This is a genomic window from Vibrio sp. 10N.261.55.F4 (assembly GCF_041470465.1).
Taxonomy (GTDB): Bacteria; Pseudomonadota; Gammaproteobacteria; order Enterobacterales; family Vibrionaceae; genus Vibrio; species Vibrio crassostreae_C.
Genome location: NZ_JBFRMM010000024.1, coordinates 132,542 through 157,537, shown reverse-complemented (window position 1 = coordinate 157,537; position 24,996 = coordinate 132,542). Strand labels below are relative to the sequence as shown.

Sequence of the window (24,996 nt, the reverse complement as noted above, 5' to 3'; positions counted from 1 at the left end):
CTCTGATTCAGCCGCTACGCGAGCCGAGGATTATAGGGAAGTTTGTCAGTTGGTGCAATAACAATCGAACCCATTAAAAACAAAAAAAGCGAACCACCTAAATTAGGCGTTCGCTTTCTGTCTTATTTGCTCGCATTTCAAGGCAAACCGCTAAGATCTGACTCGATATAAGCGCTAAGCTTGTGGCTCTTCATCTCTGAAAACAACCAAACGCTTCGGTGCAACTCGGCCATCTTCAGCAATCTGAGCTACGCCGACAAACAGCTTCTCTTCGCCACTTGTCATACGAACCGTGCCTTCAGTTGGCGCACCAGCAACCTGAACTGGCATACCGTGCTGAACTAGGTCAGTCAGTTCCGCGTTCAGGTTTACTTCTGGTAAGTCTTCAACGGCAGTGTCCATTGGCATCAGCAGTGGATCAAGCAGCTCTTTCGGTGCAATTTCTTGCGCCTGTGCTTGCTCTAAGATCTCGTTTAACTGCTCCAAAGTCACCATACGCTCGTATGGGTACTTCGCGACACCTGTACGACGAAGCATGGTCACGTGAGCACCACAACCTAGCATCTCACCAAGATCGTCGGTAATTGTGCGGATGTATGTGCCTTTCGAACAATGCACTTCCATTTCAACTTCATCACCTTCAAAGCGAAGCAGTTCAATAGAGTACACAGTGATCTTACGAGACTCACGAGGAACCTCAATACCTGCACGTGCGTATTCGTACAAAGGCTTACCTTGATACTTCAATGCCGAAAACATTGATGGTATCTGATCGGTTTCACCCTTGAAGCTCGCAATGCAACGCTCAAGCTGTTCTTGAGTCACGTTAACATCACGTGTCTCTACCACTTCACCATCAGAGTCAGAGGTATTGGTACGCTCACCAAGCTTAGCGATAACAACGTAGCGCTTATCAGAATCTAGAAGAAACTGAGAGAACTTCGTTGCTTCACCAAGACAAATTGGCAGCATGCCAGTCGCAAGAGGATCCAGAGCACCGGTGTGCCCTGCCTTCTCTGCAAAGTAAATACGCTTTACTTTTTGCAGTGCATCATTAGACGAAATGCCAGTCGGCTTATCTAATAGAATTACCCCGTTGATAGGGCGACCTTTACGACGGCGAGCCATTACTCTTCGCCCTTAGACTGAGCTTCGTCAGTGCGGCCAGCTTCTTCTTGCTTACGCTTATCATCGTTCAGAACTTCACTTACTAGGTTAGACATACGCATGCCTTCTACTAGTGTGTTGTCGTAAGTAAAACGAACTTCAGGCGTTAGACGGTGGCGAATACGCTTACCAAGAGCCATACGAACTGGCACTTCATGCTCTTTAAGAGCTTTAAGGCATGATTCAGGAGTTTGCTCACCAACACACAGGAAAGTCACGAACACTTTTGCGTAAGCAAGGTCACGAGACACTTCTACGTCTGAGATAGTTACCATACCAATACGTGAGTCACGAACTTCACGTTGTAGGATAAGAGCAAGCTCTTTTTGAAGCTGCTGAGACACACGTTGTGTGCGGCTAAATTCTTTTGACATTTTCTTTTCTCACTTAGAAAGATGGGGGGCTTGGTAATTACCAGCCCCCCATGGTGTATTCAACAACCGATTACTTATTACCTTTACTAGTAATGTTAGTAACCTTAGTCAATATGTCGAGTCGTACAGACTGATTAGTCTAGAGTACGTTTAACCTCAACGATTTCGAATACTTCGATCTGGTCACCAACGCGAACGTCGTTGTAGTTCTTAACGCCGACACCACACTCGTAACCGTTCTTAACTTCTTGTACGTCATCTTTAAAGCGACGAAGTGACTCTAGTTCACCTTCGTAGATAACAACGTTTTCACGAAGTACGCGGATTGGGTTGCTACGCTTAATCGTACCTTCAGTCACGATACAACCAGCGATTGCACCAAGTTTAGGCGACTTAAATACGTCACGAACTTGTGCAAGACCAATGATCTCTTGACGGAATTCAGGAGCAAGCATACCGCCCATCGCCTGTTTAACTTCGTCAATTAGTTGGTAAATGATTGAGTAGTAACGTAGATCTAGGTTTTCGTTCTGAACCGTGTTACGCGCAGTTGCGTCAGCACGAACGTTGAAACCAAGGATGATAGCGTTAGAAGCTGCAGCAAGCGTTGCATCAGTTTCAGTAATACCACCAACACCAGAACCTACGATGTTCACTTTCACTTCGTCAGTTGACAGTTTCAGTAGAGAGTCAGCAATCGCTTCTACAGAACCTTGAACGTCGGCTTTAAGTACCACGTTAAGCTCAGCAACTTCGCCAGCCGTCATGTTCGCGAACATGTTCTCTAGTTTCGCTTTTTGTTGGCGAGCTAGTTTAACATCACGGAATTTACCTTGACGGTAGTTCGCAACTTCACGTGCTTTACGCTCATCACGTACAACAGTCGCTTCATCGCCTGACGAAGGAACACCAGAAAGACCTAGAATTTCTACAGGAATAGATGGACCTGCAGTTTCGATGTCTTTACCGTTTTCATCACGCATTGCACGAACACGGCCGTACTCTTGACCACAAAGAACGATATCGCCTTTGTTTAGAGTACCAGACTGTACTAATACTGTTGCAACTGGACCGCGACCTTTATCAAGACGAGATTCAACAACAACACCAGACGCCATACCTTCTTTAACCGCTGTAAGTTCAAGAACTTCAGACTGAAGAAGGATTGCTTCTAGAAGACCATCGATGTTTGTACCCTGTTTTGCAGAGATGTGAACGAAGATGTTCTCACCGCCCCATTCTTCAGGGATAACGTCGTATTGAGCTAGCTCATTCTTAACGTTGTCTGGGTTTGCACCCTCTTTATCGATCTTGTTCACAGCAACAATCAGAGGAACGCCTGCCGCTTTCGCGTGCTGGATTGCTTCGATTGTTTGTGGCATTACGCCATCGTCTGCTGCAACTACAAGTACAACGATATCTGTCGCTTGAGCACCACGAGCACGCATAGCGGTAAACGCCGCGTGTCCAGGAGTATCAAGGAAAGTGATCATGCCGTTGTCAGTATCTACGTGGTAAGCACCAATGTGCTGCGTGATACCGCCAGCTTCCCCAGAAGCAACGTGTGCTTTACGAATGTAGTCAAGTGTTGAAGTTTTACCGTGGTCAACGTGACCCATGATAGTAACAACAGGAGCACGACCTTCAGCGATAGCATCGCTATCACGGTCAGCTAGTACTGCTTCTTCAAGTTCGTTTTCTTTACGTAGGATTACCTTGTGACCCATTTCTTCAGCAACAAGTTGTGCTGTTTCTTGGTCGATCACTTGGTTGATAGTCGCCATAGCGCCCATCTTCATCATTACTTTGATAACTTCAGTTGCTTTAACTGACATTTTGCTAGCCAGTTCAGAAACAACGATAGTTTCGCCGATAGCAACGTCAGATTTAGCAACAGTTGCTGACTTATCGAAGCCTTGCTGCATTGAAGTTGGTTTAGCAAGCTTACCTTTACCGCCACGACCACGTTGGTTACGACCACCACGGTTGTTTGCAGGTTGGTTAGCAGGAGCTGCTTTCTTCTTGCGACGACGAGGTGCTTTCTCATCTTTCTTATCTGCCGCATCTTCAGCTTCACGAGCGTAAGTAGAAGTAGTCACATGGTAATCCGCAGATTTCTCTTGCTCTTTCTTCTTCTTCTCTTCTTCAGACCAACGTTCTTGGTTCTCTTCTGCTAACTTACGAGCTTCTTCAACAAGCTTAGCTGCTTCAGCTTCTGCTTTACGAGTTGCTTCTAGCTCTTGACGAGCTTTAAGTTCATCCGCTTCTTTTTTCGCTTGTGCGTTAGCGTCTGCATTTTTTGAATTCATGTCTTTTTTAGCCTTTTCAGCTTGTGCGCGTTGAGCCTTCTCTTCAGCTTCACGTTTTGCATCCGCTTCACGTGTTACTTTTTCTTCAGCTTCGCGCTGTGCTTTCTCTGCAGCATCACGTTTCGCTTGCTCTTCAGCATCGCGTTGTGCTTTCTCTTCCGCTTCACGATTAGCTACTTCCTCAGCTTCACGTTTCGCTTCATCTTCAATAGTGCTGCGCTTCACGTAAGTACGCTTTTTACGTACCTCTACTTGAACATCCTTACTCTTACCGCCTCCAGCGGCAACACTTAGCGTGCTGCGGGTCTTGCGTTGAAGAGTTAAACGAGTCGGTTCTGTTTCGCCTGAAGTATCGCCGTGCTCCTTTTTAAGGTGCGTTAGCAATGTTTGCTTCTCTGAATCAGTCACTTGATCCGACCCTGCTTTCTTCATGCCTGCATCAGCAAGTTGTTCAATTAAGCGGTCAACTGGCGTACCAATCTCTTCACTCAGTGCTTTAACTGTTAATTGTGTCATACCGCTTTCTCTCCTTGCTGAATTATTCTTCGTCGCCGAACCAACAGATGTTACGCGCAGCCATAATTAGCTCGCCTGCACGCTCTGCAGTTAGGTCTTCGATGCCTTCTAGTTCATCAACGCCTTGGTCAGCTAGGTCTTCCAGTGTCGCAACGCCTTTTGCTGCTAGCTTGTAAGCCATTTCACGCTCAAGACCTTCAAGTGCAAGTAAGTCTTCAGCAGGCTCAACACCGTCGAAAGTTTCTTCTTTCGCTAGCGCTAGAGTAGTCAGTGCGTCTTTTGCGCGGTTACGTAGTTCTTCAACGATACCTTCGTCTAGACCGTCTACTTCAAGAAGCTCGTTCACAGGAACGTATGCTACTTCTTCAAGCGTAGAGAAGCCTTCTTCAACAAGCATTTGAGCAAAGTCTTCTTCAATGTCTAGGTGCTTCATGAAGTTTTCAATAGAGGCAACTGCTTCTTCTTGGTGCTTCTTCTCAAGATCAGCAACAGTCATTACGTTCAGTTCCCAACCAGTAAGTTGAGACGCTAGACGTACGTTTTGACCGCTACGGCCAATCGCTTGTGCTAGGTTATCCGCTTCAACAGCGATATCCATAGAGTGTGCGTCTTCATCAACGATGATTGAAGCAACATCAGCAGGAGCCATTGCGTTGATTACGAATTGAGCCGGGTTATCATCCCAAAGAACGATATCGATACGTTCACCACCAAGATCGTTAGAAACAGCTTGTACACGTGCGCCACGCATACCAACACACGCACCAACTGGGTCAATACGTTTGTCGTTTGTTTTCACAGCGATTTTAGCACGAGAACCAGCGTCACGTGCAGCACCTTTAAGTTCAATTAGCTCTTCACCAATCTCAGGCACTTCAACACGGAATAGTTCAGCTAGCATTTCTGGCTTCGAACGAGTAACGAAAAGCTGGAAACCACGAGCTTCTGGTTTAACTGCGTAAAGAAGACCACGAACACGGTCACCTGGACGGAAGTTTTCACGAGGAAGTTGGTCATCACGAAGGATTACCGCTTCAGCGTTGTTACCTAGGTCTAGAATAATAGTGTCACGGTTAACTTTCTTAACTGCGCCAGTTACTAGCTCGCCTTCGTTATCGATGAACTGCTCAACGATTTGAGCGCGTTCAGCTTCACGTACTTTCTGTACGATAACTTGCTTAGCCGTTTGAGTCGTAATACGGTCAAACGTTACTGATTCGATATCATCTTCAATGAAACCGCCAAGTTCGATCTCTGGGTCATCGTACTTTGCAGCTTCAATAGAGATTTCTTTTGTTGGGAATTCAACTTCCTCAACAGCTTCCCAACGACGGAAAGTTTCGAAATCACCCGTTTTACGGTCAATTTCAACACGAACTTCAATTTCTAGTTCGCTTTTCTTTTTTGTTGCCGTTGCAAGCGCGATTTCAAGCGCTTCAAAAATACGCTCACGAGGAACTGCTTTCTCATTTGAAACAGCTTCTACTACCGCCAAAATTTCTTTGTTCATTAATCTAGCCTCTTAAGCTCTTCTCTCTAGGAGAACTAAAATTTAGGGATCAGGTTAGCTTTCGCAATATTGCTCAGGACGAATTCTTCTTCTTGTCCTTCAACCAATACTTTCACTGTCTCGCCTTCGATAGATTGGATATCACCTTTCCATTTACGACGGTTGCCGACAGCCATTTTCAAAACGATGCTTACCTCGTGACCAATAAATTGTTGGTAATGCTCTGCTTTGAACAGTGGTCTCTCTAAACCTGGTGAAGACACTTCAAGGTTATAAGCCACTGAAATTGGATCTTCAACGTCCATTACGGCACTTACTTGGTGGCTAACTTCAGCGCAATCATCTACATTGATACCGTTTGGTGAATCGATGTAAATACGTAGCGTTGAGTGCTCACCAGCACGAATAAATTCTAATCCAACTAACTCATAACCTGATGCTGCTACTGGAGCGTCAAGCATTTCAGTAAGTTGTCTTTCTAAACCAGTCATTTAACCACTCCAGAAACAAAAAAAGGGCTCAAAGCCCAATTTAAATTCCAAGCAAACATTATCTAAATACATTTACAAATGCTTAGATAACAAAAAACCCCGTATAAGCCGGGGTTTTTGTTGCTGGACCCTTATATGTTAAGTGCCATCACATTCGATATCGCACCTAACTCACAGTGAGGTTCACACTGTGCAAACTTGCTACCAATACAAGCTATATAATAGCATTGAAATTGGTTGCGGGAGCCGGATTTGAACCGACGACCTTCGGGTTATGAGCCCGACGAGCTACCAAACTGCTCCATCCCGCGTCCGACTTGCGAGCATTATACGCCCAACAAGATGTTTTACAAGTTTGTAAACATGGTGCCGAGAGAGGGACTCGAACCCTCACACCCTAAGGCACTAGCACCTCATGCTAGCGTGTCTACCAATTTCACCATCTCGGCATCAAATCTTTACAGATTATTGTGGAATTTCGTCGCCTTGCGCCGGAACTTCACTCACTGCATCATCAGCTTGTTGAATCACCTGACCTTGGGTCGGGTCAATCCATTGTGACTCAGTTTTATGTGTAGACATATTACCAAGCACTAAGCTAAGGATAAAAAATGTAGTTGCAAAAATTGCAGTCATTCGGGTAAGGAAATTTCCTGAGCCACCAGCACCAAACACAGTGTTTGAAGCGCCAGCACCGAAAGAGGCTCCCATATCTGCGCCTTTACCTTGTTGAATCAACACTAGGCCAATTACACCAAGCGCTGCCAACAGGTAAATCACAAGTAGAACTGTAAACATTTTTCCACCTATGTTCCTAATTGTTGAGCCAGCGCCGTTCAAAAAACTATTTTTAAGAACAAGGCTAGCGACCTCCTAACTGAAGGCCGAGCAATACTAGCGAATGCGACGATGGCTGACAAGGAGAATTTGCTAAAAAATAAGCCTTTACCAAGTGAATGGTCAAAAAAAGGTCAAAAGCGACACAAAACTCATTTATGTCTCTTTTGACCGTTATATCTTTTGACCGTGATATAAGTCAACCACTTCTAATCACAAGCGCTATTCGCTGCGCCAGCTAAGTAAAAGGTTAAATTAGCAGTTTGCTTTTACTGCATCTGCAATCTTAAGCGCTGATGCTTGAACAAGCTCTGCATCTTCGCCTTCAACCATGACACGCAGTAGTGGCTCGGTACCAGACTTGCGTAATAGTACACGGCCTTTCTCGCCAAGCTCTGCTTCTACTTCAACAACCGCTGCTTTTACCGCTTCGGCTTCTAGTGGGTTTGAATCTCCGCTGAAACGAACGTTTTCTAGAACTTGAGGGTACAACGTCATGCCCTGAGACAACTCATTCAGTGTCATTTCGCTATCAACAACTGAAGCCAAAACTTGCAGAGCAGCAACGATAGCATCACCCGTCGTCACTTTATCTAGTAGGATAACGTGCCCCGAGTTTTCAGCGCCGATCTTCCAGCCTTTAGCAAGAAGCTGTTCCATTACGTAACGGTCACCAACAGCAGCACGTACAAACGGAATACCTAACTGCTTAAGGCCGTTTTCCATACCCAGGTTGGTCATTAGTGTACCAACAACGCCGCCTTTCAACTCACCGCGACGCAGTGCATCACGAGCAATAATGTAAGCGATTTGGTCGCCATCAACTTTGTTGCCTAGCTCGTCAACCATGATGATACGGTCACCATCACCATCAAAGCCAAGACCTAATGCCGCTTTTTCTTCAAGCACTTTTGCTTGCAGAGCACGTACATCCGTCGCACCGACTTCGTGGTTGATGTTAGTACCGTTTGGCTCAACACCAATCGCAACGACCTCAGCACCCAGTTCTTTAAATACAGCAGGCGCAATGTGGTAAGTCGCACCATGTGCACAATCGATAACGATCTTCATGCCAGCTAATGTCATTTTATGTGGGAACGTACTTTTACAGAACTCGATGTAACGGCCAGCCGCATCGTTCAAACGTACTGCTTTACCTAGCTCTGAAGAATCAACACATTCGATGTCTTTATCCAACTCTGCTTCAATTGCCAACTCGATATCGTCCGGCAGTTTTGTTCCCTCAGAAGAGAAGAACTTGATACCGTTATCGTAGTATGGGTTGTGTGATGCAGAGATAACAATACCGGCTTCAGCGCGGAAGGTTTGAGTTAGGTAAGCCACAGCAGGTGTTGGCATTGGGCCAGTAAACGTAGCCTGAAGACCAGCAGCAGCAAGGCCAGCTTCTAGCGCTGACTCAAGCATGTAACCAGAGATACGAGTATCTTTACCAATGATGACTTTCTTTGTGCCTTGCTTCGCAAGAACACGACCCGCAGCCCAGCCAAGCTTCAGAACAAAATCAGGTGTAATCGGGTACTGGCCTACTTTGCCACGCACACCATCTGTGCCGAAATAACGTCTTTTATCAGACATAGTGATTTTCCTTAATTATATTTAGTGATTGTTGTTCATCACTTCGATTATTTTCATCGCTTCCAGTGTCTCCTCGACATCATGAACGCGAATAATTTGTGCGCCTTTCATCGCGGCAATCGTCGCGCAAGTGACGCTTGCGACCATGCAGTCGGCCGGAACCTTGTCTAGCAATTTAAAGATCATCGATTTTCTCGACATCCCCGCTAAAACAGGTAAGCCTAACGAATGAAACTTTTCAAGGTGCGCTAATAGGTGGTAATTATGCTCAATGGTTTTACCAAAACCAAAACCAGGATCCAGAATCAGCTGATCTTTTGATATACCAACAGCCTCACAAGCCTCCACCCTTTCTTTTAAGAACGCTTCAACATCCATTAGGACATCATCGTAATTAGGGTTAGCTTGCATGGTTCTTGGCTGACCTTTCATGTGCATCAGGCAAACGGGCACATTAGCATCGGCGGCCGCTTCTAAAGCTCCGGGCTCTTGCAGTGCGCGCACATCATTGATCAAATCAGCCCCCGCTTCAACGGCTTGGCGCATCACTTCAGCTTTACTGGTATCAATGGAGATCCACACATCAAACTTAGCGCGAATTGCTTTAATGGCAGGAATAACGCGAGCGAGCTCTTCTTCTAAAGGAACGTCAGGCGCTCCCGGGCGAGTTGATTCACCACCAATGTCAATAATGCTAACACCAGCTTGAATCATTCGCTCTGCTTGCAGTAAAGCATTATCTAATGAATTGAATTTTCCGCCATCAGAGAAAGAGTCAGGCGTAACATTGAGGATACCCATCACATGTGGGCGGTCTAAAACGAGCGTTTTATTATGTGCTTTTAATATCATGGAAGGTGGGTCTTAAAGGTAAAAACATCTAGGGCTAGAAACAGAAAAACCCTGAGCGTACTCAGGGTTTTAATTTATAACTTAGCGATTAAGAATCTTTGTTTTGAGCATCATCTGTTTCAGATTTAACTTCTTCAACTTTCGACTCTTCAGCTTTTGGTTCCGCTTTAGCTTCTTCTGCCTTAGCTTCAGGTTTTGCTTCTTCCTTTGTAGGTTCAGCTTTTACCTGATCACCCCAACCAGCTGGATCACGAATCTCTTGCTTACGCTCCATCAAGTCATCAATTTGACCTGCATCGATCGTTTCGAACTTCATTAGAGCGTCTTTCATCGAATGCATGATATCCATGTTATCTTCAAGAATCTTCTTAGCTCTATCGTAGTTACGGTCGATAAGGATACGAATCTCTTCATCGATAAGCTTAGTCGTGTCATCAGAAACGTGCTTAGCTTGGCTCATGCCGCGACCTAGGAAAACTTCACCTTCTTCTTCTGCGTAAAGAAGAGGACCCAATTTCTCAGAGAAGCCCCACTGCGTAACCATCTTACGAGCAATATCAGTTGCACGTTCGATATCGTTAGACGCACCAGTTGACACTTTGTCTTTACCGTAAATAAGTTCTTCAGCAAGACGACCACCGTACAGGCTAGAAATCATAGACTCTAGATGTTGGCGAGACATGCTCACACGATCTTGCTCTGGCAAGTACATGGTTACACCAAGCGCACGACCACGTGGAATGATTGACACCTTGTACACTGGATCGTGTTCAGGTACCAAACGACCAACAATTGCGTGACCCGCTTCGTGGTAAGCCGTTGACTCTTTCACTTCTTCAGACATAACCATTGAACGGCGCTCTGCACCCATCATAATTTTGTCTTTCGCAAGTTCAAACTCAACCATAGATACATTGCGCTTGTTACCACGAGCAGCAAATAGCGCCGCTTCGTTCACAAGGTTCGCAAGATCTGCACCAGAGAAGCCTGGAGTACCACGAGCGATCAGCGACGGTTCAACATCACCTGATAGTGGCACTTTACGCATGTGTACTTTAAGAATCTGTTCACGACCACGTACATCCGGTAGACCAACCACAACTTGACGGTCAAAACGACCAGGACGAAGTAATGCAGGGTCTAGTACGTCTGGACGGTTAGTCGCAGCGATAACGATAATACCTTCGTTACCTTCGAAACCATCCATCTCAACCAACATTTGGTTCAGTGTTTGTTCACGTTCATCGTGACCACCACCAACACCAGCGCCACGTTGACGACCTACAGCATCAATTTCATCGATAAAGATGATACAAGGTGCCGCTTTCTTCGCTTGTTCGAACATGTCACGCACACGAGATGCACCAACACCAACAAACATTTCAACGAAGTCAGAACCAGAGATAGTAAAGAACGGTACTTTCGCTTCACCGGCAATCGCTTTTGCAAGCAATGTTTTACCCGTACCAGGAGGACCAACCAACAGGATACCTGTCGGGATCTTACCACCTAGCTTTTGGAAGCGGCTTGGGTCACGAAGGTAGTCCACAAGCTCTTTCACGTCTTCTTTTGCTTCGTCACAACCAGCAACATCAGCAAACATGGTTTTGATTTGTTCTTCGCTCATCATTCGAGCTTTACTCTTACCGAAAGACATCGCGCCTTTACCGCCGCCGCCGCCTTGCATTTGACGCATAAAGAAAATCCATACACCAATCAGTAAGATCATTGGGAACCATGAGATGAAGATAGTGCCAAGCAGGCTCTGCTCTTCAGGTGGTGTACCCTGAACTTTTACGTTTTGATTAATTAAGTCATCAAGTAGCTTTTGATCATAAACAGGCATGTAAGTTACATACTTAGAACCACCACCACGACGTGTGAAAGTGATTTCGCTGTTATTGAACTGTGCGTCTTGAATCTGGCCTTGGCCAACTTCCTGTACAAACGTGGTGTAATCTACTGCTCTGCCGTTACTTTCCCCAGGGCCGAAGCTCTGGAATACCGACATCAACACTACCGCGATAACAAGCCACAGAATTAAATTTTTTGCCATGTCACTCAAGGTGTAAGCCTCTCGATAACTAATTGTAATTAAAGGTAGGGTACTACAGTTTGTAACCTGTAGCCATGTTGTTAACTCTCACTCTTGGAAGAGAATCGTTAACCTTTGTAACCAGTGGCTACGATAAACACTTCACGAGATCGAGCTCGAGAAGAGTCGGGTTTTCTAACTTTTACTGTTTTAAACATCTCGCGGACGTCCTTAACGTATTGGTCAAACCCTTCGCCTTGGAATACTTTTACAACAAAACTACCATTGGTAGCTAGAACTTGTCGACACATATCCAAAGCTAATTCAACTAAATACATAGCTCTTGGCTGATCCACAGAATTGTTGCCTGCTATATTAGGTGCCATATCTGACATCACGACATCAACCATGTTTGGTTGTATACGTTCCAATAAGGCATCTAGCACAGCTTCTTCGCGGAAATCGCCTTGTAAAAAGCTAACACCAGCAATCGGATCCATTGGTAACAAGTCACACGCAATGATTTGTCCGTTGTCTCCAACAATCTTAGCAGCATATTGAGACCAACCGCCAGGTGCTGCACCCAAATCCACAATGGTCATCCCAGGAGACAGCAATTTATCTTTCGTTTGAATCTCTTCCATTTTGAAATAAGCACGTGAGCGATAGCCTTTCTTTCTTGCTTCGTTTGCGTACTTGTCGTCGAAGTGTTCCTTCAACCAACGGCCTGAACTGGCCGAGTGTTTCTGTTTGCTCATTGGATACCTAAAGTGGAGGAAAGTACTAATTGCCGAATAAATTATAGTCTTCAGCATTAGATGGCGTTAAAATAGGTTTTTTCAACCCTAATAGTAAAGAAAATTGGCCGCGTAATGAACCTAAGTACCAAACAAAAGCAGCATCTAAAGGGCCTAGCTCACAGTTTAAAACCTGTAGTGCTAATGGGCGCAAATGGACTTACTGAAGCTGTTCTAGCGGAAATCGAATTAGCTCTAGATCACCACGAACTGATCAAAATTAAAGTTGCATCAGAAGACCGTGAAACTAAGCAGCTGATTATCGATGCAATTGTACGTGAAACTAAAGCTGAGAAAGTACAGACTATCGGTAAAGTTCTAGTACTGTTCCGTCAGTCAGAAGCACGTAAAATCGAGATTCCACGTAAATAAGCGAGTTTGATATAAGCTAACTTCACTAATAGGAAGCCACAGCGCTTATCTTTTAGTGTAGCGTGAGAAACGAAAAAGGTCGCATTTAGCGACCTTTTTACTTATCAGAAACAAAGAAAATTCAATTAGATATATTCTACTTTGTCAATTTCGTAATCTTTATCACCGCCAGGAGTCGAAATCATCACTTCGTCGCCTTCCATCTTGCCGATAAGACCACGAGCAATTGGTGACTTCACTGAGATACGGCCAGTTTTGATATCGGCTTCGTCTTCAGAAACGATTTGGTAACGGTACTCTTCGTCTGTATCAACATCAATCAGAGTGACTGTTGTACCAAAGATAATCTTACCCGTGTTTTCCATTTGGGTTACATCGATGATCTGAGCTAGAGATAGCTTGTATTCGATATCACGGATTTGAGCTTCACAGATACCTTGCTCTTCACGAGCGGCGTGGTATTCAGCATTCTCTTTTAAGTCACCTAGTTCACGTGCTTCACCAATAGCTGCTGAGATAACAGGGCGTAGCTTAAGTAGGCGATCTAATTCATCACGTAGCTGCTGAGCGCCACGTACTGTCATTGGAACCTTTTCCATTTTTTACCTCTATGCCAAAGCTTTCTTTGGCCAACATAAATACACCCAACGTATTTATTGGGTGATAGAAACAAAACGATTTGGCTTAGTGTAAACAAACTTTATGGCTAAATCACCTTTATTCCACTTTGCGTTATAAAAGCTTTATCTAGGTCTAAATTACAGACATCACAAAAATGAATAATAACCTCCCCATCAATAAGTTGAGAATTAAATACCTAAAAAAACAAAAAACAAACAAAATAAACACAGATCACACTTTTATAAAAATCAATTTAAAACAAACACTTAATCAACAAGAGATATAATAAAACAGTGTTCATTTTTTAGTTTTATATCATTTTACTAACTGACCATGGAACTTTAGAGGTAAAAAGTAACCCATGGATTGCACTGGCATTTTTCAGACTTCTGTTCTAATCATGATTATGAAGCCTGATTAATACAGGCAATACACAAAAGGGTTCAAATCCTTGATAAAACTTCTATGGACAGTAATTAGGAAATAATAACATGAACAAGACTATGATCGCGCTTGCTGTATCTGCTGCAGCTCTTGCTACTAACGCAGTGGCAGCGGACGGTAAACAAGCTGGTGGTATCGAAGGTACATCTGTATACAGCTCAAACGGCACTTCTCTAGAAATCGGTGGTCGTGCGGAAGCTCGTCTATCTCTAAAAGATGGCAAAGCACAAGACAACTCTCGTGTACGTCTAAACTTCCTAGGTAAAGTTGAAATCCAAGACGGCCTATACGGTGTTGGTTTCTACGAAGGTGAATACACTACTGCAGACTCTGACGCGACAGCTACCGACAATGGTTCTGATATCGACCACCGTTACACATACGCTGGTATCGGCGGTACATTCGGTGAAGTGACATACGGTAAAAACGACGGTGCGCTAGGCGTTATCACAGACTTTACCGATATCATGTCTTACCACGGTAACTCAGCGGCATACAAAATTGCAGCAGCAGACCGTACAGACAACATGCTTTCTTACAAAGGTGAGTTCCAAGACCTAGCGGTTAAAGCAAGCTACCGCTTTGCTGACCGCGCTGAACAAGGTGGCGAATTCGTTGAGAACGAAGCAGACGGCTACTCTCTATCTGGTATCTACGCAATCGGCGACTCTGGCTTTAAGCTAGGTGCAGGTTACGCTGACCAAGACGAGCAAAACGAGTACATGCTAGCGGCATCTTTCCGCACTGAAGCTCTATACTTTGCTGGTGTATTCACTGACGGTGAATTATCTAAAGATAACGGCGACTACACTGGCTACGAATTCGCAACTGCTTACACGCTAGACAAAGCTGCATTCACTCTAACGTACAACAACGCAGAAACAAATGGTGATACATCTGCTGATAACGTTGCTGTAGATGCGACTTACTACTTCAAGCCTAACTTCCGTACGTACATCTCGTACAACTTCAACCTTATCTCTGAAGGCGACAAGTTCGGTACGGCTGATACTTTAGTTAACCGTGGTGCAACTAAAGCACAAGCTGAAGACGAGCTAGCTATTGGTCTACGTTACGACTTCTAATTCTGATTATCTAATTGATTAATTAGTTAATTGAGAATCAAAACGCCCGCTCTCTAGCGGGCGTTTTTTATATCTGTATACTGAAAAAATCAGCCATCCAAGAAAATCTTCTATGCGCCTTCTACCAACTCTACTTCTATGTAGTTTTTCCATTAGCGTTTTCTCGATTAACGCTTTCGCATACGCCCCTCTAAAAACACTGCCCGATGGTAGTAGTACGAGTTTGATCATCAAATCGTTAAGCAATGATTCAAGCGAGCTTAATACCAATAGCGATGACTTTTATCCACCAGCCAGCACGTTAAAACTGGTGACGGCTTTAGCGGCCAAGCTAGAGTTGGGAGATGACTTTCATTACACGACTAGCATTCTTCGTTCTGGCAATGATTCAATCATTTCATTTAGCGGAGATCCAACTCTACAACGTGAACAGCTAAAAAGCCTGTTAGCTCAGTACGCTAAGTCGCAATCCAGAACCATCAAAGGCAACTTATACCTCGATAACACGGCTTATACAGGCTATCAACGAGCGGTGGGGTGGCCTTGGGACATTCTAGGCGTTTGTTACAGCGCGCCTTCTAGTGCGATGACCTTAGACAGCAACTGTGCACAAGCCTCTATTTATACAAAAGATAACGGTAGCACTCGCGTCTATATTCCATCCCATTATCCGATAGACGTGACAACCACCGCTGCCACGGTAACTCGCTCTGGGCAGAAGGCAACACAATGCGACTTGGAGCTCATCACCACACCAGATAACGCTTACAAGCTCTCTGGTTGCTTGGTTGAGCGTAAAAAGCCACTGCCACTCAAGTTCGCGATTCAAAATCCAGAACTTTACACCTATCAAGTCGTTACATCGCTTCTCAAAGAACTGAAAATAGAAGTAAAAGGTGATGTGATTATTGGTAAAAAAGCGCAAGCAGACAAAACCACGTTAGTCGCTAGTCACAACTCAGAAAAGCTTCCTGAACTGCTCGATATCATGCTCAAGAAGTCAGATAACCTTATCGCAGATAATCTAACTAAAACGCTAGGAGCAACATTTTATGTTCAACCGGGCAGCTTCAATAACGGCACTGAAGCAATAAAACAGATACTGCTGACCAAGGCTAATATTGACCTCAGTAAAGCGCAGCTCGTCGATGGTTCAGGGTTATCCAGAAATAACCGAATGAGGTCACAGACCATGGCTCAAGTGCTTCGTTATATCTGGGAAAACGATCAACAGCTCAGCCTGATTGAGGCTATGCCTACATCTGGCACTGATGGAACGCTCAAATACCGTCAGAGCATGAGAAAAGCACCGATTCAAGGCAACATTATCGCCAAGAGTGGTTCTCTATACGGCAGTTACAACATGGCGGGATACGGATTAGATAAAGCGGGAAAACCAAACTCTCTGTTTGTACAATTTGTCCGTGATTACTTCCCTGAAGAACAAGATCCAGACAAACCAGTGGAAGCACCTATCACCCAGTTTGAGCGTGCTTTCTACAAAGATGTGGTCGAGTTCAGTCAAACACAAAGCAAATCTAAGTAATGCTTAGCTCTGTGTAAACTTCTACTCAAACAATAAAAATGGCGCTGAAGACCTTAAATCTTCAGCGCCATTTTTGTTTCTCAGATGTATTTAGCTATTTTTATAGGTGCCTATTTTTATAGGAGCTAAGCGATACCGAGGAATGAGTTAACCACAGTGAAGTAGATCCACATTCCTGAGATATCAACTATGGAAGCAAGCACTGGGCTCACTAACACCGCTGGATCAAGCTTAAATAGCCTAGCAACTATCGGCAATCCGCCACCCAGCACGGTTGATATGGTCACCTGAATAAACAGCGCTACCGCAATAGCTAACGCAATCATGTTGATATCATAACCACCTGTCGCTTGGTTTTCACTAAAGAGCAAAATACGTCCAATCATCACTACAGCAATCGCTAAAGCTAAACAAATAGCAACTCTAAACTCTTTCCATAGAACGTTAGCCCATTGGCGTTTTTTCAACTCACCTGTGGCTAAGGCTCGGATCACCAAAGTCGCTGCTTGTGTTCCGGTGTTACCACCAGCAGCAGCAATTACCGGCATGTAGATTGCCAAAAGTACCAACTGACTGAGAATGTCTTCATACTGAGCAATGATAAGCCCTGAGACGATTCCCAATAGTGCTAACGAAATAATCCAACCGATACGCTGCCTGACGTGGCTCATGACGCCAGTCGAAAGGTAACCCTGTTGAGGTTCTACCTCAGAGTAGATCAGCCCTAGTTGGTGAGCTAGATGTCGAGAGCGCTTCTCAAAGCCCTGCTCTTCTAGCTCACTAAGTAAAGTCTGAATCGTACTCAAAGAGCATTGCCCCAGCACTAGCACCGCATCTTCGAGCGGCATTCGATTCAAAAGATTAATTTGTTGTTCACGTCCGTACTGTTGAAATGCATTCGATACAGCTTGGATGTCTTGCTCTGAGTACAGAGCTTCAATAGATAAAAAAGTGTTGTTCATTACCGTCATGGCGAATCTCCCGATTGGCAAAGGTAACGACCATCAAAACAAATAGCCTATAGCTAATACACCAAGAGCGTACAGCTAAGCGCACCAAGAGCTGAAAGCTACTGATGTGTCTACTTGTTAGAATCTAGTGTGTGGAAAAGAATGCGGGGGGAAACAAAGATACCCTACCTGAACGGCAGGACAATAGATCAATACCGAGACAGGTTATTCTTCTCCATTCAAACTAGGAGGATGGTCGGTATTGTTCATAAAAATCTCCAGAATTACTGTCAATTTGACAGCGCGCATAGTGTAGCAATAGGCGTTTCAAAGTTTCGTCAATTTTAAGTCAATAAAAAAGGCATCCGTGGATGCCTTTGGTTCAATTATTGATGTGCATTATTACTTAATAGTAATACGAGCAAACTTACGCTTACCTACTTGGTAAACGGCAGTACCTGCTTCAGGCACGAATTTGCTGTCTTCAATCTTCTCGCCTTCAAGCTTAGCAGCGCCTTGCTTGATCATACGCATCGCATCAGAAGTCGAGTTTACAAGACCCGCTTCTTTTAGAACGTTCGCAATTGGCAGGCCTGCTTCGAATTCAAACTCCGGCATTTCATCAGGAACTTGGTTTTTAGCAAAGCGGTTAACGAACTCTTGCTCTGCTGCATCAGCATCTGCTTCACTGTGGAAACGAGCAATGATCTCTTTAGCCAGAAGTACTTTAACGTCACGTGGGTTTTTACCCGCTTCAACACCAGCTTTCAGCTCTGCCACTTCTTCAAGTGGACGGAAAGAAAGTAGCTCGTAGTAGCTCCACATTAGATCGTCAGAGATAGACATGATCTTACCAAACATTTCGCTTGGTGCTTCGCTAATACCGATGTAGTTATGTGCAGACTTAGACATCTTCTTAACGCCGTCTAGACCAACAAGTAGTGGCATCATCAGTACCGCTTGTGGTTTTTGACCTGCTGCTTTTTGCAGTTCACGGCCCATTAGCAGGTTGAACTTCTGGTCAGTACCGCCAAGCTCAACGTCGCTCTCTAGTGCAACAGAGTCGTGACCTTGTAGAAGTGGGTACATGAATTCGTGGATAGCGATTGGTTGACCACCAGCGTAACGCTTTTTAAAGTCATCACGCTCAAGCATACGAGCAACAGTTTGGTTAGAAGCAAGACGAATCATACCTTCTGCGCCAAGGTCAGATAGCCACTCAGAGTTGAAACGAATTTGTGTTTTCGCAGGATCTAGAATTTTGAATACTTGCTCTTTGTAAGTTTCAGCATTCTTCAATACGTCTTCGCGGCTTAGCGGTGGACGTGTTGAGTTTTTACCTGATGGGTCACCAACCATTGCAGTGAAATCACCAATCAGGAATGTCACTTCATGACCAAGCTCTTGGAAAGCACGAAGCTTGTTAAAGATAACCGTATGGCCTAGGTGAATATCTGGAGCCGTTGGATCGGCACCCAGTTTAATGCGTAAAGGACGACCTTCTTTTAATTTAGCAATCAGCTCGTCTTCTGGAATTAGTTCTTCTACGCCACGTTTGATCTCGGCTAGTGCAGCTTCAATACTCGCCATTCTTGTTCACTCCCACAGATTTGGCAAAAATACATTAATTAGACATCTTACTTGAATAGCGATGTATTTTGAAACCAGTTACACTATTCCGTCGTCGATTTTCATAATATTTACAGAACGAACCGGAACATGTTGTCTATTTTTGCACGCCTTCCTATTTTGCACCGGGCTTTTATCGCATTTTTTAGTGCCATAATTTTCGTCGCGATTTTCTTACTCCCCGACGTCAACAGTTTGCGTGACGATTCGGGCGCTTTAGTTGTGGGAAAACATTACCCACTGACTATCAATGCCTCTGCACTTATTAGCTCAAGTGACGCTCCACCGACGGCAGTGCTCAATTGGGAGAAATACACCGTTCGCTCTGGCGAAAGCACCTCTGTTTTATTTGAACGTATTGGCCTCTCATACCGTCTGCTGATCACGCTACTCAATACCAATAATGATATTAAGAAGCAGCTGTCTAACCTAAGACCTGGTGATGTCTTGCAGTTCGGCTTTGATGAAAACAACGACCTTATTCAGTTAAAACGACAACTTAGTGCGTTTGAAAGCTTCAAGATCACTAAATCTGGCGATTCTTTCTCATCAAGTTTCGACAAAAAAGAAGTGGTATACCAATACAATTATGCCGAAGCCAACATCACCTCTAACTTCTGGAACGCTGGCGTCAGCGCAGGTTTAACCGCAAACCAAATTATGGAACTGGCCGGCATCTTCGGTTGGGATATCGACTTTGCGTTAGATATTCGTAAGAACGACAGCTTCAAAATCTTATACCAAGAGAAAGTGGTTGAAGGTGAAGTAGTTGGTCGCGGTAAGATCATGGCAGCCGTGTTCAAAAACCAAGGCGATTCATTTACCGCGGTATTGGATGATAAAAGCGGCAACTACTTCGATGAAAATGGTCGTGCGATGAAGAAGGCGTTCTTGCGCTCACCAATTGATTTTCGTCGCGTAACATCGAACTTTAACCCTACCAGGAGACACCCAGTAACCGGTAAGATTCGAGCTCACCGCGGTACTGACTACGCAGCCCCTGTTGGCACGTCTATCTGGGCAGCCGGTGACGGTATTGTTCAGAAGTCAGGTTACAACCAATTCAATGGTAACTACGTGTTCATCCGCCACAGCAACACCTACATCACCAAGTACCTGCACATGAAGCGACGTATGGTGAAAACCGGTCAGCGCGTAAAACAAGGCCAAACCATTGGTACTTTGGGCGGTACAGGCCGTGTGACTGGCCCGCACTTACATTATGAATTCTTGGTTAATGGCGTACATAAAAATGCGCGTACCGTGAAATTGCCTCAATCCAAGTCGTTAACTGGTAAAGCAAAAGCAACCTTTATTGCCAACTCAGAGATTCGATTAAGAAACCTTGAGCGATACGGTCAGTTACTAGCGACTAACTAGGCGTTTGTAGCTTCACTGCAAAATAGAAAAATGCAAAGAGCGCCCATCAAGGCGCTCTTTTTTATGCTCACATACCACAACTAGCTACTGTTTTTCAGGTTTGTTGTTCCGTCCAAGCATTAACAAACAAGGGGTTAATACTAAAGTCAGCACCGTGGCAAACGCCAAACCACCAGCAATAGCGGTCGCAAGCTGTGACCACCATTGTGTACTTGGCGCGCCAAACTCTATCTTTTGATTAATCAGGTCGATGTTCATCTCTAACACCATCGGCATTAAACCTAAGATAGTCGTAACCGTCGTGAGCATTACTGGCCTTAAACGCTGAACACCGGTTCTTAGAATCGCATCTCGCTTGTCCAAGCCTCTTTTGATGAGCTGATTATAAGTATCAATCAACACGATGTTGTTGTTCACGACTATGCCGGCGAGCGCTATTACCCCAATTCCCGACATCACAATGCCAAACGGACGTTGGAAGATCAGTAAGCCAACGAACACGCCAACGGTCGAAAACAATACAGCACTCAGAATCAAAAACGCTTGATAGAAGCTATTGAACTGAGTAATCAGAATCAAAGCCATTACCGCCAAAGCAACCAAGAAAGCACTTTGTAAAAAGGCTGACGAGTTTTCTTGTTCTTCGTTTTGACCACGGATGCGAAATTCCACGCTACTCGGCAGCCCTAGCTCACTCAATGCTTGTTCGATCTTTGGTAGTTCGAGAGCAAGGTTATACCCTTCTTCCATATCCGCCATGATGTTCACCACACGCTTGCCATCAAGGCGTTTAATGGTGTCTTGCTTATGGTCGGGAACGATCTGAGCGAAATTAGTAATAGGTACTAAACCTGCTGGCGTTTTCACCCTAAGCTGGTCGAAGCGCCCGATATCACGCTTATCATTAGGGTAGCGCACCAAGATATCGACCTCTTCTGAAGAGTCATCGGGCAGATAATCACCAATCTTGAGACCATTAGTCACGAATTGAACGGTATTACCCACTAAGGTCGCATCAGCTGCAAAGCGCGCAGCATCGTCGCGGCGAATATCCACCTTCCAATCGATGCCATCTTTACTCGCAGTATCGCTGATATTGGTCAGTGCTTTATTTCCATCAGCCCAACCTCTCACAATTTTTGCAGCCTGATTGAGCTGCTCTGGAGTTCTTGCCGACAGCTCAATCACTAAGTCATTTTCAACCGGAGGCCCAGCATCAGGGAACTTATATTCAATCTCAACACCAGCGTATTGATCGGTTTGTACCTTCAACTCATCAATAATCGCCTTAACGCTGCGTCGATATTGCCAGTCAACAGGCGTAATTGAGATCAAACCAATCTGGTCGTCACCACCAGTACGCGTGTAAACGGTATCGAACTCATCATGATTGAGCATCATCAGTTCAATATCACGCATGATGTCATCCTTTTCTTGGATAGACAGATCCCCATGCGAGCGAACTTTGACATTAAAGAATGGCGGATCAACTTCTGGGAAGAACTCTGCACCTAGACCCGCTTTTGAATAAGTAAAACCAACTGCAACCGCGAGCAGTGCCGCACTGAACAAAATCTTAAAGGGGTGTTTAATCGCTAAAGAAAGCGTGTGGTAGTAAGCCTTGGTTAAACCAGTAGCCTGTGAAAAGTCACCATTATGCAGTGCGACCATTCGAGCTTGGCTTTTAGACGATACGTATTGAGGTTTGCCAATCAAACCGCCCAGCACGGGCACAAACAACAACGCCATGATCAATGATGCAGTTAAAGTCGCGATCAGAGTTAGTGGTAAGAACTTCATAAATTCGCCCGTCACATCAGGCCAAAACAGTAACGGAGCAAATGCGGCTAAGGTTGTGGCAGTCGATGCGGTTATCGGCCACGCCATCCGTTTCGCTGCATCTCGGTAAGCGGCTTTGCGCCCTTCACCCTCTTGCATTCGCCTGTCTGCAAATTCGGTCACCACAATCGCACCGTCTACTAGCATCCCCACCGCCATAATCAGAGAGAACAGCACTACGATGTTGACGGTTAAGCCAAACACCGAAAGAACCAATAACCCGGTTAGGAATGAGCCTGGAATGGAAATACCCACTAACAAAGCGGTACGCACACCAAGAATCGCGATGATAACGATCACCACCAGAATAATGGCGGATAAGATATTGTTTTGCAGATCATTAAGCATGATCTTCACATCTTTAGATTCATCCCAGGTGTATTTGACCAACAGGTTATTTGGCCATTCCGCTTGCTGCTGAGCACCAGCCATTACCGCTTTGACTAGCTCAACGGTTTCGATGATGTTCTCACCTGCACGCTTCTTGATATCCAACACCACCGCAGATTTGCCATCTAAACGAGCAAAACTTTCAGGATCTCGAAACGCTCGACGAACCGTAGCGACATCGCCAAAAGTGACCACCTGCTTGCCATCCACTTTAATAGGCAACTCAAGCACGTCTTTTAAGGAGTTAAATACCGAAGGGACTTTGACAGAAAAACGTCCGTAGCCAGTATCAACAAAACCTGCGGCCACCACTCGATTGTTCAGAGCGATCAGATTATAGATATCCGCTTGATCTAAGCTGTAGCTCTCCATCAATAACGGATCGACAATGATCTCGACGATGTCAGCGCGATCGCCCGCAATATCGACTTCAAGGATTTGGCGATAGCTTTCTAATTTGTCTCCAAGCTCTCGGGCAATTTGCACTATGGTGCGCTCAGGAACGGTACCGAATAGCACAACAGACAAAACAGGTTGCTCAGAAGCCAGCGTCACCTCATTTACGGTCGGTTCGTCACTGTCTTCTGGTAGTTTTGGTTTAGCCAGATCAACCGCGTCACGCACATCGGCCATTGCTTTGGTGAGATCGACGCCAACATTAAACTCCAACACAACAGAGGCATGCCCTTCTGCTGCGGTTGCTGTCATCTCTTTTACGCCTTCAATCGACCTCAGCTCTTGCTCAATAGGTCGAACCAATAAACGTTCTGCATCCGTTGGCGAGATCCCTTGGTGCCCGACCGAAACATAGATAATTGGGATGGTAATGTCTGGGCTCGATTCCTTAGGTATCGTGATATAGGTGACGACACCGGCTACAAGGATTAACGCTAAAAGGGAGAGCATTGTTCGAGCACGAGACAAGGCTGCATCAATAATTGAATACATCGGTTATCTCCTACTCTGCGGTTACGTTAGAGAGTTCAGCGACTTGCTCAACAGCAATCACCGAATCACCATCACGCACAAACCCTTGGCCTACTGTGATGATATCGACGCGTTGTCCAAGTCCTGTGAGCCAAACTCCATCTTGTTCGGCCTTTACTAGCTGAATGCCTACAAACTTCACCGTTGGTGAGTCATCGACTGAAACCAAGGTTTTGACCCCTAGGTTACCCGCCTCATCCAATGCTAGCATCGCCGGTGTTATCTTTATTGCATCTCTTGTTTCTAGGTTGAGTTTAACTTCGGCACTGACACCTGCTGGTAATAGGCCTTTAGAGTTATCGATTTCTATCTCGATTGGGAAGGTATTAGTAGCAACAGAAGAGATACGAGAAACATAGCGTAAACGGCCTTCCGCTTCTTCTCGCCCTAACAAACGAACCAAAGCAGATTGATTGACTAGCAAATGTTGGATATGACGCTCACTGACATCCGCCTCAATAACCAAAGGATCGAGGTCAATCACGCCAGCAACAGGATCGCCAACACTAACGAAATCACCGAGCTCCACCATCAAATCTTGAACCACACCCGAAAAAGGCGAAGTAATCACAGTATTCTTTAAAGCCAATTCCGCATTGCGCATCATGGCTTTTGCTTCTGTTAATGAAGCCTCAGCTGTGGTGTAGGCGATTTCACCTTGCAGTCCTCTTTTCTTCAGTGACTGCGCCGCTTTGAACTCTTTCTGCTTCAAGCGATATAACGCAGATGCTCGCTCTAGTTGAATCTCTAAATCACCCTTATCTATCTGGGCAATGGCTTGTCCTGCTTTAACCATCCCCCCCTTAACAACATTCAATCTGACAATCTTACCCGCGACTTCTGCACCTAGACGAGCATGCCTATCGGGCGCCGTTCTTCCATAGAGATCAATCGTTTTGAAGGTCGGTGATGAGGTGAAGGTTTGAAAGGAAACCTTAGCCAGCGGAATTTCTGTTGCTTTTTTCTCAGGCGACTCTTCTGCTTGCCCTACGCCTAAACCAAGCCAGATCGACAACAACACGACTAGAGTCAGAGAAACCAGCCACGGCTGCTTCAATTTCTGAAAAAGTGGTGAGTTAGAAAATAGAGTGGGCATAACAAATCCTTTTGTCCGATGTCATTCAGGCGCGCTAGTTGGCTTAATAGCGTGATGTGCAACTTCCTTATGCACAAAGGTAACCTTAACAGACCAATCCTCAACGAAGTTGGACGCTATCGACAGTTTAAAAAATATGCCGTGTACTAAAAATGAGAGGAATGCTTTGAAAA

Annotated in this window: 19 protein-coding genes and 2 tRNA genes; 4 read left to right on the top strand and 17 right to left on the bottom strand. The window is 45.0% G+C overall.

The features are described from left to right. Positions 1 to 174: 174 nt before the first annotated feature. From truB to rlmE, 12 genes are all read right to left on the bottom strand, one after another. Positions 175 to 1,128: a tRNA pseudouridine(55) synthase TruB gene (gene truB, locus AB4249_RS13530; protein ID WP_017059233.1), complete on the bottom strand. Its 954-nt coding sequence runs from the start codon at positions 1,126 to 1,128 to the stop codon at positions 175 to 177. After that, entirely contained in the window at positions 1,128 to 1,541 is a 414-nt protein-coding gene (gene rbfA, locus AB4249_RS13525) for a 30S ribosome-binding factor RbfA (RefSeq protein ID WP_017059232.1), read from the bottom strand. The genes truB and rbfA overlap by 1 nt, the downstream gene beginning before the upstream one ends. A gap of 134 nt (positions 1,542 to 1,675) precedes the next feature. After that, positions 1,676 to 4,366, bottom strand: a complete 2,691-nt coding sequence (gene infB, locus AB4249_RS13520) for a translation initiation factor IF-2 (RefSeq protein WP_017059231.1) — start codon at positions 4,364 to 4,366, stop codon at positions 1,676 to 1,678. A 22-nt stretch (positions 4,367 to 4,388) separates the two neighbouring features. Next, complete coding sequence (nusA, locus tag AB4249_RS13515; RefSeq protein WP_017059230.1) at positions 4,389 to 5,876, bottom strand: transcription termination factor NusA; 1,488 nt, start codon at positions 5,874 to 5,876, stop codon at positions 4,389 to 4,391. A gap of 35 nt (positions 5,877 to 5,911) precedes the next feature. After that, positions 5,912 to 6,367, bottom strand: coding sequence for a ribosome maturation factor RimP (gene rimP / locus AB4249_RS13510; RefSeq protein ID WP_004738265.1), 456 nt, complete (start codon positions 6,365 to 6,367; stop codon positions 5,912 to 5,914). Positions 6,368 to 6,601: 234 nt separating this feature from the next. Further along, positions 6,602 to 6,678 (bottom strand) — tRNA-Met (locus AB4249_RS13505). Positions 6,679 to 6,731: 53 nt separating this feature from the next. Further along, positions 6,732 to 6,816, bottom strand: a tRNA-Leu gene (locus tag AB4249_RS13500). A gap of 16 nt (positions 6,817 to 6,832) precedes the next feature. After that, entirely contained in the window at positions 6,833 to 7,165 is a 333-nt protein-coding gene (gene secG / locus AB4249_RS13495; RefSeq protein ID WP_017059392.1) for a preprotein translocase subunit SecG, read from the bottom strand. 294 nt (positions 7,166 to 7,459) lie between these two features. After that, entirely contained in the window at positions 7,460 to 8,800 is a 1,341-nt protein-coding gene (glmM, locus tag AB4249_RS13490) for a phosphoglucosamine mutase (protein WP_017059393.1), read from the bottom strand. Between the two features lie 21 nt (positions 8,801 to 8,821). After that, positions 8,822 to 9,652, bottom strand: a complete 831-nt coding sequence (gene folP / locus AB4249_RS13485; RefSeq protein ID WP_102393175.1) for a dihydropteroate synthase — start codon at positions 9,650 to 9,652, stop codon at positions 8,822 to 8,824. 88 nt (positions 9,653 to 9,740) lie between these two features. Beyond that, positions 9,741 to 11,708: an ATP-dependent zinc metalloprotease FtsH gene (gene ftsH / locus AB4249_RS13480; protein ID WP_017068905.1), complete on the bottom strand. Its 1,968-nt coding sequence runs from the start codon at positions 11,706 to 11,708 to the stop codon at positions 9,741 to 9,743. 107 nt (positions 11,709 to 11,815) lie between these two features. Further along, complete coding sequence (rlmE, locus tag AB4249_RS13475) at positions 11,816 to 12,445, bottom strand: 23S rRNA (uridine(2552)-2'-O)-methyltransferase RlmE (RefSeq protein ID WP_017059396.1); 630 nt, start codon at positions 12,443 to 12,445, stop codon at positions 11,816 to 11,818. A 114-nt stretch (positions 12,446 to 12,559) separates the two neighbouring features. Between rlmE and yhbY the strand changes: the two genes are divergently transcribed. Further along, positions 12,560 to 12,856 (top strand): ribosome assembly RNA-binding protein YhbY, encoded by a 297-nt coding sequence (gene yhbY, locus AB4249_RS13470; protein WP_004738252.1) that lies wholly within the window; start codon positions 12,560 to 12,562, stop codon positions 12,854 to 12,856. Between the two features lie 125 nt (positions 12,857 to 12,981). Here yhbY and greA read toward each other — a convergent pair whose 3' ends face one another. Next, positions 12,982 to 13,455: a transcription elongation factor GreA gene (gene greA, locus AB4249_RS13465; RefSeq protein WP_008222155.1), complete on the bottom strand. Its 474-nt coding sequence runs from the start codon at positions 13,453 to 13,455 to the stop codon at positions 12,982 to 12,984. Between the two features lie 513 nt (positions 13,456 to 13,968). Here greA and AB4249_RS13460 point away from each other — a divergent pair. Both AB4249_RS13460 and dacB read left to right on the top strand, forming a co-directional pair. Next, positions 13,969 to 15,006, top strand: coding sequence for a porin (locus tag AB4249_RS13460; protein WP_102331942.1), 1,038 nt, complete (start codon positions 13,969 to 13,971; stop codon positions 15,004 to 15,006). Between the two features lie 112 nt (positions 15,007 to 15,118). Further along, complete coding sequence (dacB, locus tag AB4249_RS13455; RefSeq protein WP_372103567.1) at positions 15,119 to 16,552, top strand: serine-type D-Ala-D-Ala carboxypeptidase; 1,434 nt, start codon at positions 15,119 to 15,121, stop codon at positions 16,550 to 16,552. Positions 16,553 to 16,677: 125 nt separating this feature from the next. Here dacB and AB4249_RS13450 read toward each other — a convergent pair whose 3' ends face one another. Then, entirely contained in the window at positions 16,678 to 17,523 is an 846-nt protein-coding gene (locus tag AB4249_RS13450; RefSeq protein ID WP_102331940.1) for a magnesium transporter, read from the bottom strand. A gap of 381 nt (positions 17,524 to 17,904) precedes the next feature. Further along, entirely contained in the window at positions 17,905 to 19,092 is a 1,188-nt protein-coding gene (gene tyrS / locus AB4249_RS13445; protein ID WP_372103564.1) for a tyrosine--tRNA ligase, read from the bottom strand. Positions 19,093 to 19,221: 129 nt separating this feature from the next. Here tyrS and AB4249_RS13440 point away from each other — a divergent pair, with 129 nt between their 5' ends. Beyond that, positions 19,222 to 20,511, top strand: coding sequence for a peptidoglycan DD-metalloendopeptidase family protein (locus AB4249_RS13440; RefSeq protein WP_372103561.1), 1,290 nt, complete (start codon positions 19,222 to 19,224; stop codon positions 20,509 to 20,511). 84 nt (positions 20,512 to 20,595) lie between these two features. Here the strand turns inward: AB4249_RS13440 and AB4249_RS13435 are convergent, their stop codons facing one another. Then, a complete protein-coding gene (locus AB4249_RS13435) occupies positions 20,596 to 23,688 on the bottom strand; it encodes an efflux RND transporter permease subunit (RefSeq protein WP_017063268.1) in 3,093 nt (1,030 codons plus the stop codon). A gap of 10 nt (positions 23,689 to 23,698) precedes the next feature. Then, complete coding sequence (locus tag AB4249_RS13430) at positions 23,699 to 24,823, bottom strand: efflux RND transporter periplasmic adaptor subunit (protein WP_017059405.1); 1,125 nt, start codon at positions 24,821 to 24,823, stop codon at positions 23,699 to 23,701. Positions 24,824 to 24,996: the final 173 nt, after the last annotated feature.

Bases quoted from the DNA above. Each gene is read 5' to 3' on its own strand.
- truB (WP_017059233.1), bottom strand. From the start codon at position 1,128: ATGGCTCGCCGTCGTAAAGGTCGCCCTATCAACGGGGTAATTCTATTA.
- rbfA (WP_017059232.1), bottom strand. From the start codon at position 1,541: ATGTCAAAAGAATTTAGCCGCACACAACGTGTGTCTCAGCAGCTTCAA.
- infB (WP_017059231.1), bottom strand. From the start codon at position 4,366: ATGACACAATTAACAGTTAAAGCACTGAGTGAAGAGATTGGTACGCCA.
- nusA (WP_017059230.1), bottom strand. From the start codon at position 5,876: ATGAACAAAGAAATTTTGGCGGTAGTAGAAGCTGTTTCAAATGAGAAA.
- rimP (WP_004738265.1), bottom strand. From the start codon at position 6,367: ATGACTGGTTTAGAAAGACAACTTACTGAAATGCTTGACGCTCCAGTA.
- secG (WP_017059392.1), bottom strand. From the start codon at position 7,165: ATGTTTACAGTTCTACTTGTGATTTACCTGTTGGCAGCGCTTGGTGTA.
- glmM (WP_017059393.1), bottom strand. From the start codon at position 8,800: ATGTCTGATAAAAGACGTTATTTCGGCACAGATGGTGTGCGTGGCAAA.
- folP (WP_102393175.1), bottom strand. From the start codon at position 9,652: ATGATATTAAAAGCACATAATAAAACGCTCGTTTTAGACCGCCCACAT.
- ftsH (WP_017068905.1), bottom strand. From the start codon at position 11,708: ATGGCAAAAAATTTAATTCTGTGGCTTGTTATCGCGGTAGTGTTGATG.
- rlmE (WP_017059396.1), bottom strand. From the start codon at position 12,445: ATGAGCAAACAGAAACACTCGGCCAGTTCAGGCCGTTGGTTGAAGGAA.
- yhbY (WP_004738252.1), top strand. From the start codon at position 12,560: ATGAACCTAAGTACCAAACAAAAGCAGCATCTAAAGGGCCTAGCTCAC.
- greA (WP_008222155.1), bottom strand. From the start codon at position 13,455: ATGGAAAAGGTTCCAATGACAGTACGTGGCGCTCAGCAGCTACGTGAT.
- AB4249_RS13460 (WP_102331942.1), top strand. From the start codon at position 13,969: ATGAACAAGACTATGATCGCGCTTGCTGTATCTGCTGCAGCTCTTGCT.
- dacB (WP_372103567.1), top strand. From the start codon at position 15,119: ATGCGCCTTCTACCAACTCTACTTCTATGTAGTTTTTCCATTAGCGTT.
- AB4249_RS13450 (WP_102331940.1), bottom strand. From the start codon at position 17,523: ATGACGGTAATGAACAACACTTTTTTATCTATTGAAGCTCTGTACTCA.
- tyrS (WP_372103564.1), bottom strand. From the start codon at position 19,092: ATGGCGAGTATTGAAGCTGCACTAGCCGAGATCAAACGTGGCGTAGAA.
- AB4249_RS13440 (WP_372103561.1), top strand. From the start codon at position 19,222: ATGTTGTCTATTTTTGCACGCCTTCCTATTTTGCACCGGGCTTTTATC.
- AB4249_RS13435 (WP_017063268.1), bottom strand. From the start codon at position 23,688: ATGTATTCAATTATTGATGCAGCCTTGTCTCGTGCTCGAACAATGCTC.
- AB4249_RS13430 (WP_017059405.1), bottom strand. From the start codon at position 24,823: ATGCCCACTCTATTTTCTAACTCACCACTTTTTCAGAAATTGAAGCAG.